General features: G+C 59.0%; 11 protein-coding genes. 4 read left to right on the forward strand and 7 right to left on the reverse strand.

Translation table 11 applies throughout. The features are described from left to right. Positions 1-50: 50 nt before the first annotated feature. Genes aroA through gyrA form a run of 6 tightly spaced genes read right to left on the reverse strand, consistent with a single transcriptional unit; the run spans position 51 to position 8,271 of the window. Positions 51-1,376 (reverse strand): 3-phosphoshikimate 1-carboxyvinyltransferase, encoded by a 1,326-nt coding sequence (aroA, locus tag WA928_RS07830; protein WP_424301841.1) that lies wholly within the window; start codon positions 1,374-1,376, stop codon positions 51-53. Continuing rightward, positions 1,373-2,263, reverse strand: a complete 891-nt coding sequence (locus WA928_RS07835) for a prephenate dehydrogenase (protein WP_424301844.1) — start codon at positions 2,261-2,263, stop codon at positions 1,373-1,375. The genes aroA and WA928_RS07835 overlap by 4 nt, the downstream gene beginning before the upstream one ends. Continuing rightward, entirely contained in the window at positions 2,260-3,372 is a 1,113-nt protein-coding gene (hisC, locus tag WA928_RS07840; protein WP_424301847.1) for a histidinol-phosphate transaminase, read from the reverse strand. Before hisC ends, WA928_RS07835 begins: the two co-directional genes overlap by 4 nt. Positions 3,373-3,381: 9 nt before the next feature. Continuing rightward, entirely contained in the window at positions 3,382-4,470 is a 1,089-nt protein-coding gene (gene pheA / locus WA928_RS07845; RefSeq protein ID WP_424301850.1) for a prephenate dehydratase, read from the reverse strand. Next, complete coding sequence (gene serC, locus WA928_RS07850) at positions 4,463-5,593, reverse strand: 3-phosphoserine/phosphohydroxythreonine transaminase (RefSeq protein ID WP_424301853.1); 1,131 nt, start codon at positions 5,591-5,593, stop codon at positions 4,463-4,465. Before serC ends, pheA begins: the two co-directional genes overlap by 8 nt. Next, positions 5,590-8,271, reverse strand: coding sequence for a DNA gyrase subunit A (gene gyrA, locus WA928_RS07855; protein WP_424301856.1), 2,682 nt, complete (start codon positions 8,269-8,271; stop codon positions 5,590-5,592). Before gyrA ends, serC begins: the two co-directional genes overlap by 4 nt. 372 nt (positions 8,272-8,643) lie before the next feature. Between gyrA and ompA the strand changes: the two genes are divergently transcribed. The 3 genes from ompA to WA928_RS07870 all read left to right on the forward strand — a co-directional run bounded on the left by ompA (position 8,644) and on the right by WA928_RS07870 (position 10,705). Continuing rightward, positions 8,644-9,213, forward strand: a complete 570-nt coding sequence (gene ompA / locus WA928_RS07860; RefSeq protein ID WP_350380376.1) for an outer membrane protein OmpA — start codon at positions 8,644-8,646, stop codon at positions 9,211-9,213. Positions 9,214-9,308: 95 nt separating this feature from the next. Next, positions 9,309-10,025 (forward strand): bifunctional 2-polyprenyl-6-hydroxyphenol methylase/3-demethylubiquinol 3-O-methyltransferase UbiG, encoded by a 717-nt coding sequence (gene ubiG, locus WA928_RS07865; RefSeq protein WP_424301859.1) that lies wholly within the window; start codon positions 9,309-9,311, stop codon positions 10,023-10,025. Beyond that, positions 10,025-10,705 carry an HAD family hydrolase gene (locus WA928_RS07870; RefSeq protein ID WP_424302512.1) on the forward strand — a complete coding sequence of 227 codons (681 nt, stop codon included), beginning with the start codon at positions 10,025-10,027 and terminating at the stop codon, positions 10,703-10,705. Before ubiG ends, WA928_RS07870 begins: the two co-directional genes overlap by 1 nt. Here the strand turns inward: WA928_RS07870 and sstT are convergent. Next, the gene (sstT, locus tag WA928_RS07875; protein ID WP_424301862.1) at positions 10,662-11,894 is read right to left on the reverse strand and encodes a serine/threonine transporter SstT; all 1,233 of its coding nucleotides are present in this window, start codon (positions 11,892-11,894) and stop codon (positions 10,662-10,664) included. The genes WA928_RS07870 and sstT overlap by 44 nt on opposite strands. 131 nt (positions 11,895-12,025) lie before the next feature. On the opposite strand from sstT, the gene WA928_RS07880 reads away from it, so the two are divergent. Continuing rightward, complete coding sequence (locus WA928_RS07880; protein ID WP_424301865.1) at positions 12,026-13,015, forward strand: diaminopimelate dehydrogenase; 990 nt, start codon at positions 12,026-12,028, stop codon at positions 13,013-13,015. Positions 13,016-13,019 lie beyond the last annotated feature (4 nt).

Raw genomic sequence — 13,019 nt, forward strand, 5'->3', positions numbered from 1 at the left:
GTTTTCCTTTCTTGATGACCGTGATACCTGTCGCTCTCCGGACAGGGAAATCAGGCCTGCAACAATCGCTGGAAATCCTGAAAGTACCGGGGATAGGTTTTGGCCACACAATCAGGATCCAATAACGTCTGGGCCACGGGGCCAAACGCTGCCAGTGAAAAGCACATCGCCATACGATGATCATCGTAGGTGCCGATCTGTGCAGACTGCCATTGGGCGGCCGGCAGTGGATGCACCGTGAGGCTGTCGCCGGTAGAGCGCACCTGTGCGCCCAGGCGGGAAAGCTCGGCATGCATGGCCGCGATGCGGTCGGTTTCTTTGACCCGCCAACTGGCAATGTTGCGCAAGGTGCACGGGCCGTCCGCATAAAGGGCCAGCACAGCAGCCGTCATGGCAGCATCTGGCATCAGATTGAAATCGCGATCAAAGGCACGCAGGCGCTGGCCCTGGGCAACCACCGGGCCACGCACCACCAGCGCGTTGGATTCAAACTGCACGTCGGCGCCCAGAGACTGCACAAACTGGGCAAAGGCCACATCACCCTGAATGCTCTTGTCCCCCACCCCTTCGATGCGAATGGGCCCACCAGCGATGGCGCCCAGACCCAGGAAGTAGGACGCCGACGAGGCGTCGCCTTCGACACGGTAGTGGCCGGGGCTGCGATAACGTGCCTGGGCGGCGATTGTGAATTGTTCCCAACCTTCGCGCAGCACCTCAACCCCAAAGCGCGCCATCAGATTGATCGTAATCAGGATGTAAGGCTTGGAAATCAGCGGGCCATCCACCCGGATACGGATATCCTGCTGCAGCCGTGCAGCGGCCAGTGGTGCGGCCATCAGCAAAGCGGTCAAAAACTGGCTGGACACCGAACCCTGCACATGGATCTCGTGGCCGGCCCGCAGGTTGCCAGGGCGAACATGCAAGGGCGGGTACCCCGCCTGGCCTTCGTATTCAATCGCGCATCCCATCGACTGCAGGGCCCCGACAAGATCGCCGATCGGGCGCTCGTGCATCCGCGCCACGCCAGAGAGGCGGTAGTCTCCTCCCATGACGGCAAGCGCAGCCGTCAGTGGTCGAAATGCCGTCCCGGCATTACCCAGGAACAGTTGGGCATCCGTATTGGGCCAGGGTGTGCACCCCGCCACTGCCATGGCGCCATCATCCGTGTGATCGAGCTGAACCCCCAGGCACTGGAGGGCGGCAATCATCACTTGAGTGTCGTCTGAATCCAGCAGACCCGATAATGTTGTGGTGCCTTCAGCCAGTGCTGCCAGCAACAGGGCCCGATTGGAAATGCTTTTTGAGCCTGGCAAAACCACGGTGCCACTTGCCCGCACAGCGGGGCCCAGCGTAATGGAAGGTGTACGATCAGTCATGAGGGATTGCGGCCGCCCCAGAAACGCCGGGCCAGCGCGGATTGTTCAAGTAGCGACTCCAGCTGATCGGGTTGCGAAGGATCATCGAGTGCCGCACGCCAGGTGTCCAGCAACTGCACAAACCCTTCGAGCTCATCCAGAACCGCCGAACGATTGGAAAAAAAGATATCTCGCCAGACTTCGGGAGAACCTGCAGCAATGCGGGTGAAATCACGAAAACCGGTACCGGCCAGGCCCAAACGGGTATCGGCGTCTTCGGCCCGAAGCACCTGGCCCATGTAGACCGCCGCCAGAAAATGCGGCAAATGGCTGACGCAGGCCAGGGCCTGGTCGTGCGCCGTTGGATCCATAAGCTGCACCCGCGCGCCACAGGCTTCCCAGATACGGATCAGGTGATGCACACTGGCCCCCGGCGTGTCTTCAAAGGGGGTGAGCACCACCTTGCGCCCATGGTAAAGCATAGGGTCTGCGGCCTCTGGCCCCGTCATTTCAGAACCGGCAATCGGATGCCCGGGAACAAACTGGACAAACCGCTCGTCCAGTACTTCCCGGGCCAGATGAGCGACATCTGCCTTGGTGCTGCCAGCGTCCGTGATCAGGGTATGCGACCGCAGATGGGGTGCCAGTGTGCGCAAAACCTCCGGCATGGCACCCACGGGTGTGGCCAGCAAAATCAAATCAGCCTGCGCAGCAGCCTGTTGCAAACTGGCGACTTCGTCGATCAGGCCCAGTTGCTGTGCACGTTGCAACGATGCTGCCCGACGCCCGACGCCCAGCACTCGGCCCACTTGCCCCACACGCTGCAAGGCGGCTGCAAACGACCCACCAATCAAGCCCGTACCAACCACGGCCAACACTGGCACCAGCGGATCGGCAACGCTACTCATGACTTCAGGATATCGGCCAGTGCATCCAGGAACCGCGCATTTTCCACCGGCAAACCGATGCTGACGCGAAGGTGCTGGGGCAGACCGTCTCCGGTAACTGGACGAACAATGATGCCGCGGCGCAATAACTGGCCGTGGATGTTTGCAGCATCACCCACCCGCACCAGTACAAAATTGGTATGGCTGGGAACGAATTCGAGCCCCAGTTGGGTAAAGCCGTCTTGCAACTGCTTGCGCCCCTGACGGTTGAGATGATAGGTAGCGGCCAGAAAATCAGTATCTGCCAAGGCCACACGCGCAGCCTGTTGGGCCAGCACACCCACATTGAAGGGTTGACGCACGCGATTGAGAAGATCAGTGAGCCCGGGCTGCGCCAAGGCATATCCAACCCGCAAGCCCGCCAGTCCATAGGCCTTGGAAAAGGTACGGGTAACAATCAGATTGGGGTATTGCTGCACCCACTTGGCGCTATCTGCGCGTTCCTCGGGATCGAGGTAGTCGTCGTACGCCTCATCCACCAGCACAGTTACCTGACTGCCATGGCGCTGGTATACCTGCGCCAGGAATGCCTGTATATCAGCGGCAGGCACGTGCGTGCCGGTGGGGTTATTGGGATTGGCGATGAAGACCAGGCGGGTGTCTTCGGCAATAGCAGCCAGCATTGCTGGGAGATCATGGCCATATGCCTTGGCCGGTACCTGGCAATGACGCGCACCTCGCGCCTGTGTACTGAGCCGGTACACCACAAAAGCGTGCTGGGCATACACCGCCGAGGTGCCCTCATCCAATAATGCCAGAGAGGCCAGTTCGAGGAGATCGTTGGATCCGTTGCCCAAAGTGACCCACTGCGCCGGCACTTGATGATGCATTGCAATATCGGCCTTGAGATCAAAGCCGTTGGGATCGGGATAACGCCCTTGCAGGTGTTCAACGGCCTGCGCCAGGGCTGCGCGCACGTGCTCGGAACATCCGAGCGGGTTTTCGTTGGACGCCAGCTTGATGATGCCGGCTGGATCCAGCCCGTACTCGCGCGCGAGCTCTTCGATGGGCTTACCTGCCTGATAGGGAGCGATCGCCTGCACATGTGCAGGCGCCAGAATCTGGCTCATAGAAATACCTTATTGCCGCGGATAAGAACCCAGAATCTTGAAGAAAGCCACTTGTTGTCGCAGTGCGCCCAAGGCCAGCGCAACGGGTTCGTCTTGGTGGTGGCCCAGGATATCGACATAGAAATAGTATTCCCACTGACCGGTTCTGGCTGGACGGGATTCGAATCGCGTCATGGAAACACCGTGCTGCGACAGAGGCGCCAACATCTCGTAGACTGCACCTGCCCGGTTGGGGACGGCAAGAATCAGGCTGGTTTTGTCGCGCCCGGTAGGGCCGGCATCACGCGGGCCCACGGCCAGAAACCGGGTTTGATTTTGTGGGTCGTCCTGAATACCACTGGCGACGGCACTGAGACCCCAGGCAACCGCTGCGGAATCACCCGCAATGGCTGCACAGCCGGGATTCTCGGAGGCAACCCGGGCGGCCTGCGCATTGCTGGCCACCGGCATGCGCTCGAGGCCTGGGTAATGACGACTCAGCCAGGCCTGGCATTGTGCCAGCGCCTGAGGATGACCCAGCACCTGGGTAACGCCTTCTAGGCCCCCCGTGCGAGTGAGCAGATTATGGTGAATCCGGATTGTGCGCTCGCCCAGCACCTTGAGTGAGGTATTGAGCAGGAGGTCCAGACTGTGATTGACGGCACCTTCGGTAGAGTTCTCGACCGGCACCATGCCGACATCGGCCTGGCCGGCCTCTACAGAACGAAAGACTTCGTCGAAGGACTCACAGCGCAGGCTCTCGATGGCATTGCCAAAGTGCTCAAACGCGGCTTGCTCGGAGAAGGAGCCCTGCGGCCCCAGAAATGCCACAGTAAGGACGCTTTCGAGGCCACGGCAGGCCGAGATGACCTGCCCCCAGATGGCGGCCACCGCCGCCTCGGGTATTGGTCCATTGTTGATAGTCTGCAAGCGCCGAACGATCAGGGCTTCGCGCTCGGGCTTGAGTACAGGACCCGTGGCATCGAAGCGCTTCTTGACATCACCCACCTGCAGGGCTGTCTGGGCCCGCTGGTTGAGCAATATCAGGATCTGCTCGTCGAGCGCGTCGATGCGGGCACGCAGGGGCTCGAGGCTGGCCTGGAGCTTGGCATCAGCCATGGCGCGCCTCGAAGTCCTTCATGAAATTGATCAATGCTTGGACGCCTTCGAGGGGCATGGCGTTATACAGGGACGCCCGCATACCACCAACAGACTTATGCCCCTTGAGTGCCAGCAGGCCTGCTGCTTCGGATTCGGCCAGAAAAGCAGCATTGAGGGTTTCGTCACGCAGGAAAAACGGAACATTCATGCGCGACCGCACTGCCGGGTGAATCCGGTTCTCGTAGAGTGACGAGGCATCCAGATATTGATACAAAGTGCGTGATTTGACTGTGCTGGCAGCATCCATGGCCGCCACTCCCCCCTGCTTGATCAACCATTTGAAGACCAGCCCCGCCACATAGATGGCAAAGGCAGGCGGTGTGTTGAACATCGACTGGGCCTTGGCCACAGGAGCGTAATCAAATACAGAGGGGCATTGCGCAGATGCGTGGCCGATGAGGTGTTTGCGTACGAACACCAGTGTGACACCCGCAGGGCCTGCATTTTTTTGCGCACCGGCATACACCACGCCCAACTTGGAAAAATCGATATGCCGCGACAGAATATTGGAGGACATGTCGGCCACGACAGGGACTTCTGGCGCACCCAGGGCCGCCATATCCGGCATCACGGGCTGCTCGATGCCGCCGATGGTTTCATTGGCACACAGATGCAAGTATGCCGCATCTTGGCGCACCCGCCATTGGCTTTGCTCTGGCAGCCAGCACCAGGAGCCATACACGGCGCCGTCGATTTCCCGGGAGGCTTCTGCGGTGGCCGCGACCGCTATATCGCCATAGCGCTGGGCCTCGACAAAGGATTTTTTCGCCCAATGGCCACTAAGAACGTAATCGGCACGGCCCAGACTATTGCGCCCAATCAGATTGAGCGGCACCAGTGCATTTTGCGCGGATGCCCCGCCCTGCATGAACAGAACTTCAAAATCATCAGGCACCGCCAGCAATGTACGCAAATCGGCCTCGGCCTCATCACGAATCCGGCTGTAATGCTTGCCTCGATGGCTCATTTCCATGACGGAGGTGCCGCTGCCCTGGTAATCACAGAGATCAGCGGCTACCTGCTGCAAGACGTCCAGAGGCAGGGTGGACGGCCCTGCCGCGAAATTCCAGGGGCGGTTCATGCGGGATCCTTGGGTGTAACGGAATCATCTGCCGCCGGCGCCGCAGGGGGGGCATCTCCACCCTCGCCACCTGGCTCGTCGGAAGCGTCTTCGGAGGCTTCATCATCGGCATCGCTTTCGGCCACCCGACGCACCCCAATGAGGCTGCTGTCTTCGTCGACATTAATGAGCGTGACACCCTGAGTGGCACGTCCCATCTCGCGAACTTCAGATACCCGGGTACGCACCAGCACGCCCGACGTGGTGATCAGCATGATCTCGTCTTCGGGTTGCACCAGTACGGCACCCACCACCTTGCCGTTGCGAGCGGACGTCTGGATGGCGATCATGCCTTTGGTGCCACGTCCGTGGCGCGTGTACTCGACGATGGAAGTGCGTTTACCATAGCCGTTTTCGGTGGCGGTCAGCACGCTTTCGGCTTCGTCTTCAGCCACCAGCAGGGCAATGACAGTCTGACCGTCTTCGAGGAACATGCCACGAACACCGCGTGCCGTGCGCCCCATGGGGCGCACATCATTTTCATCAAAGCGCACCGCCTTGCCGGCATCGGAAAACAGCATGACATCATGCTTGCCATCGGTGAGCTCGGCGCCGATGAGGAAGTCGCCCTCGTCGAGGCCCACTGCGATGATGCCGGCCTTGCGCGGATTGGAGAAATCAGACAGCGGCGTCTTTTTGACCGTACCGCGCGAGGTGGCCATGAAGACAAATTGATCTTCGCTGAACGCCTTGACGGTAAGCACTGCGGTGATGGTTTCACCATCCATCAGCGGGAACATATTGACGATCGGGCGCCCTCTTGAGTTACGCGAGCCCTGTGGAACCTCCCAGACCTTGAGCCAATAGACCCGGCCGCGATCAGAGAAGCACAAGAGGTAATCGTGGGTGTTGGCGATGAACAGCTGGTCGACCCAGTCGTCTTCTTTCATCGTCGTTGCCTGCTTGCCGCGTCCACCACGCTTTTGTGCCCGGTACTCGGACAAAGGCTGGCTCTTGATGTAGCCGCTGCGTGACAGCGTGACCACCATGTCCATGGGGGTGATGAGGTCTTCAGTTTCGAGCTCGGTGGCATTGAACTCGATTTCGGAGCGCCGTGGATCACTGGCGCTGCCGGAGAATTCGGCCCGTACGGCCTGAAGCTCGTCGCTGATGATGGTGGTGACGCGATCAGGACGCGCCAGGATATCCAGCAAATCAGCAATGGTATCCATGATGTCGCGGTACTCGCCGATCACCTTGTCTTGCTCGAGCCCTGTCAGGCGCTGCAGACGCATGTTGAGGATTTCTTGTGCCTGAACCTCGGAGAGCCGGTACAGACCATCGGCCTGCAAGCCAAACTGGGGATCCAGGCCGTCGGGCCGATAGGCAGCCCGCCCGCCGGAGGCGGCGTTGGCATCTGCACGCGCAAGCATCTCGCGTACCAGAGACGAATCCCAGTCTTTCTCCATCAGGGACTGACGTGCCACGGGTGGTGTCGGTGCGGCCTTGATGATGGCAATGAAATCATCGATGTTGGCCAGAGCAACCGCCAGACCTTCGAGCACATGGCCACGCTCACGGGCTTTGCGCAACTGAAAAATGGTGCGACGGGTCACGACTTCGCGACGGTGCCGCAGGAAGTAGTTGACCATCTGCTTGAGATTGAGCAAACGGGGCTGGCCATCAACCAGCGCCACCATGTTCATGCCAAAAGTTTCTTGCAGCTGAGTATTTTTATATAGATTATTGAGCACGACTTCGGGGACTTCGCCACGCTTGAGCTCGATCACCAGGCGCATGCCGTCTTTGTCGGACTCGTCGCGAATGTCAGAGATGCCGTCGATCTTTTTCTCGTTGACCAGTTCTGCAATGCGCTCTTGCAGGGTCTTTTTATTGACCTGGTACGGAATCGCATCGATGACGATGGACTGCCGGTTGCCGTGAGGGAGATCTTCGAAGTGGGCTTTTGCACGCATCACCACCCGGCCACGCCCGGTGCGATAGCCTTCGCGGACACCGGCGATGCCATAGATAATGCCGCCCGTGGGAAAGTCAGGCGCCGGAATACGCTCAATGAGTTCATCAATGGTGCAATCAGGGTTACGCAAACAATACAGGCACCCTTCAACAACCTCGGACAGGTTATGTGGCGGGATGTTGGTGGCCATCCCCACCGCAATACCGGCACTGCCATTAACCAGCAAGTTGGGCAGGCGCGAGGGCAGCAACAGGGGTTCCTGTTCACTGCCATCGTAGTTGGGGCCAAAATCGACGGTGTCCTGATCAATGTCGGCCAGGATCTCGTGCGCAATTTTGGACAGGCGGACTTCGGTGTAACGCATGGCTGCCGCGTTATCGCCATCGATCGAGCCAAAGTTGCCCTGGCCGTCTACCAGCATGTAGCGCAGAGAAAAATCCTGAGCCATCCGGACGATCGTGTCGTATACGGCTGAGTCACCGTGAGGGTGGTATTTACCGATGACATCACCGACGATACGTGCAGACTTTTTGTAAGCACGGTTCCAGTCGTTGTTCAACTCGTGCATGGCAAAAAGGACACGCCGGTGCACAGGCTTGAGGCCATCGCGCACGTCGGGCAATGCCCGCCCGACGATGACGCTCATGGCGTAATCCAGGTAACTACGCTGCATTTCGTCTTCTAACGAAACAGGCAGGGTCTCTTTGGCGAAGGATTCCATTGATATGTCCGAAACCGATAGTCGGGAAACAGCCCGAAGCAATCGGTGATTCTATCATTCACCACCAGAGAGCGATCAGACAGCCAATCTTCCGTGGCAATCCGGCCGCACAACCTCACCAACCGACGATCGTTGCAAAAACCCCACAGCCTAAGCGCCTGGTCCGTCTAAATACGGCCCAGAGTGGCCGGCAAAGGGATCAATACTTAACTGCAGTGGCAAAAATGCCTTAAGATTTCGGCTAACACGCATCAAACCCAGCGCAATTCATAGTTTTCCAACTAGACATTGCTATACTGGAAATGTTCTTTCGATATGCGGCGGGGGTTCGCTGCGGTCACTTTCAAGCATCATGCTCAAACGAGGAGAAACATGAATAAACCCTCCAAAATCGCTATTGGACTCGCCATTGCTGCTATGGCTGTCGTGGGTACCGCATCGGCAAGCGACAACTGGGTCAACGTTGACGGCCATGTGTGGAAAGATGCGAGCGGCCAAAACTGCTGGCGCGATGCATTCTGGACCCCGGCAACTGCTGCCGAAGGTTGCGGCTTGCCTGTCGCTGAAGCGCCTGTCGTTGCACCGACTGCCAGCAAGGTCGTGCTCAACGCTGACACGTTCTTCGACTTCGACAAGTCCACCATCAAGCCCGAAGGCCGTCAGGTTCTGGATCAAGTTGCCCAGCAAGCTGGCACCATCAATCTGGAAACCATCATTGCCGTCGGCCACACCGATTCCATCGGTACCGAAGCCTACAACCAGAAGCTCTCCGAGCGTCGTGCCAATTCGGTCAAGCAATACCTGATCAGCAAGGGCGTTGCCGCTGATCGTATCTATGCCGAAGGCAAGGGCGAAATGCAACCCGTCGCGTCCAACAAGACCCGCGAAGGCCGTGCCCAAAACCGTCGCGTGGAAATCGAAATCGTCGGTACCCGCAAGTAATACTGCAGGCCGCACGTACTGCCGCACCTCCGGGTGTGGCAGTTTTCAAGGCTCCGCGCATGCGCGGGGCCTTGTTCATTTTCGGAACCCAATTCATGCAAACAGCCAACGCCAGCCAGGCGGAGCTCGACAAGTTCAGTGCACTGGCTTCTACCTGGTGGGATCCCGCCGGCCAGCTTAAAACTCTGCACGACATCAATCCCCTGCGTCTCGACTGGATTCGCACCCAGGCGGGGACGCTATCAGGCCAACGTGTCCTGGATATCGGGTGTGGGGGCGGCTTGCTCTCCGAGGCACTCGCAGCCGATGGCGCAGAGGTGACCGGTATCGATCTGTCGCAGCCGGCCATCCAGATTGCCCGTTTGCACGGGCACGAATCCAATATCCACGTGCAATACGAGTGCACCAGCGCTGAGTCCCATGCAGCAGAACACGCCGGACAGTATGACGTGGTGACCTGCATGGAACTGCTGGAGCATGTCCCCGACCCCGCTGCCATTGTTCAGGCCTGCGCCCAGTTGGTCCGCCCAGGCGGGCTGGTATGTTTTTCCACGCTCAACCGTAATCCAAAATCGTTTTTGCTGGCGATTGTGGCGGCCGAATACCTGCTGCGCATGGTACCCAGGGGTACCCATGCGTACCAGCAGTTCATCACTCCCAGCGAGCTTGCCAGTGCTGCACGCCAGGCAACGCTGGAAGTCAGCGCACTGGACGGCATCGAATACCATCCCCTGACCCAACACTACTCACTTGGCCGGGACACCAGCGTGAACTACATGATGGCGGCTCGCCGCCCGGAAGCCAGCGTATGATTCCGCGCATGATTCTGTTTGATTTCGACGGCACCCTGGCAGATACTGCCCCCGACCTTGCAGCAGCCGCCAATCTGCAACGCGGATATCGCGGCTTGCCCGCCCTGGATTACGCCCTGTTGCGTCCATATGCCTCGCATGGGGCCCGGGGCCTGCTGAAAGCAGCCTTGGACATCGACGCCAGCCACGCCGACTACGAGCAGTGCCGCCAGCAATTTTTGCAGGATTACGCAAAGACCATGCTGGAACACGCACAGTTGTTTGCCGGGATTGACGAACTGCTGGAACACCTGTTTCAGGCAGCCATGCCTTGGGGGATTGTCACCAACAAGACCGAGGCGCTGGCTTTACCCATGGTGCGCCATCTGGGGCTTGAGAGCCGCTGCCGTGTCACCGTGGGGGGCGACACCACCGCCCACATCAAACCACACCCAGAGCCACTGTTGCATGCCGCCCGGCAGACAGGTTTCTTGCCTCAGCACTGTCTGTATGTGGGCGACGATGAGCGCGATATTTTGGCCGGCAAGGCGGCTGGCATGGCCACTGTGGCCGCCGGCTACGGATATTGCTCGCTGGGCGACCCCGAGCGTTGGCAGGCCGACGCAGTGGCCCACCAACCCTCTGATCTATGGCCGATTATTCAGGGCTGGACACAGGACGGAAAGATCCGGCCGCGGTAAACAGCACATCTGTGGATGAGTTCAGGGCAGTTTCTGCAGAGTCCTGCAGCACGCCAATAATGAAGCCCACACCTACTACCTGCATGGCGAGGTCGTTGGAGATCCCGAACAGGCTGCATGCCACGGGGATCAGCAATAATGACCCGCCAGCAACCCCCGAGGCCCCGCAGGCACTCACGGCGGCCACCACGCTCAACAACAATGCCGTAAAGAGATCAACCGAAACCCCCAAGGTGTTGACGGCCGCCAGCGTGAGCACGGTGATGGTTACCGCCGCACCAGCCATGTTGATGGTGGCACCCAGAGGAATCGACACCGAATACGTGTCTTCTTCCAGGCCAAGTTTTTCGCACAAGGCCATATTGACGGGGATATTGGCCGCCGAGCTGCGTGTGAAAAACGCCGTGACGCCGGATTCGCGCAGGCAGGTGAACACCAGAGGGTACGGATTGGAGCGGATGCGCCAGAAGACAATCAGCGGGTTGACCACCAACGCCACAAACACCATGCACCCCAACAACACCCCCAGCAGGCGGGCATAATCCAGCAAGGCGTCAAAGCCGGTATCGGCGATGGTGGCTGCCACCAGGCCAAAGATCCCCACGGGTGCTGTGCGAATCACCACACGCACAATAAACGACACACTCTCGGACAAATCCAGCAACATGGTTTTGCTGGCGCCATGCGCGTGACGCAACGCAATCCCCAGACCAACCGCCCAAGCCAAAATACCAATGTAGTTGGCCTCCAGCAAGGCATGAACCGGGTTGTCCACGACACTCAGCAAGAGATTTTTCAGCACTTCCAGCACACCGCTGGGCGGGCTGACGGCAGCATCCGTGAGCTGCAACTGGATCGTCAGGGGAAACATAAAGCTGGCCACCACTGCCACCAATGCGGCTGCAAACGTACCCACCAGATACAACATAAGAATGGGGCCTAGCTGCGTCTGCGAACCTTTATGGTGATTGGCAATTGACGCGGATACCAGCACAAACACCAGGATGGGGGCAATCGATTTAAGCGCAGTAACAAACAGATTGCCCAAAAGCCCCACAGATCTGGCCGCCTCAGGGAAACCATAAGCCAGGGCCACACCAGCAAGTAAACCGATGAGAATTTGGCCGACGAGACTCCCGTGTGTCACAAAATGCAGCAAGGGGTGGGATGAATGGGCAGAGCGCGCCATAAGAGTGTTCCATACCTGATAAAAATTGGCCGCCATTCTAGCACTCCCCTGCCAGACTGCCGGACGACGAGTGGATACAATAAGCGGAGTGCATCCTGCACAGGGCCCAGATACATCAGATAAGGAACTTCATGGATTCATCCCCGATTCGCATCGGCATCGCCGGCTATGGCAACCTCGGACGTGGCGCGCAGGCCGCCATCGCACAGCAGCCCGATATGCAGCTGATGGGCGTATTTACGCGCCGTAATCCTGCCTCGCTGCAACTGGCCGATCCTTCCGTCCCCGTGTGGTCGATCGACGAGGCTGCCGCCCGACGGGATGAGATCGATGTCCTGATTTTATGCGGTGGATCCAAGGATGACCTCCCCGTGCAAGGGCCTTCCCTGGCACAGTGGTACACCACCATCGACAGCTTTGATACGCATGCCAAAATCCCGGAATACTTCAGTTCGGTAGATACCGTGGCACGTGCTCACGGCAATGTTTCGATTCTGGCCGTTGGTTGGGATCCGGGCCTGTTTTCCATCAACCGCCTGATGGGCGAGGCCATCCTGCCTCAGGGTGCCACCTACACGTTTTGGGGCAAAGGGCTCAGCCAGGGGCATTCTGACGCCATCCGCCGGGTACCCGGGGTAGCCGCCGGTGTGCAATACACACTTCCGGTACAAGACGCTGTCAATCAGGTTCGGGCCGGGCAGCAGCCCCAGCTCAGCACCCGCCAGAAACACACTCGTGAATGCTTTGTGGTGTTGCAACCCGGTGCAGATGGCGATCAGGTACGCCAGGCCATTGTCACCATGCCCAACTATTTTGCTGATTACGACACCACAGTGCATTTTATTGATGCCGACACTCTGCATCGCGAACACTCCGGCATGCCACACGGTGGTTTTGTCATCCGCAGTGGGCAGTCTGGCCACGGCGATGGACAGGTCATGGAATTTTCACTGAATCTGGCCAGCAATCCGGGGTTTACCTCGAGTGTGCTGGTGGCCTATGCCCGTGCCGCCTGGCGCCTGAAAATAGCCGGCGAAACCGGCGCCCGAACCGTCCTTGATATTGCTCCCGGCTTGCTGTCACCCAAATCTGCGGCCGATTTGCGCCGCGAACTACTCTAGAGTC

It is taken from the genome of Castellaniella sp. (genome assembly GCF_049651205.1).
Lineage (GTDB): Bacteria > Pseudomonadota > Gammaproteobacteria > Burkholderiales > Burkholderiaceae_B > Castellaniella.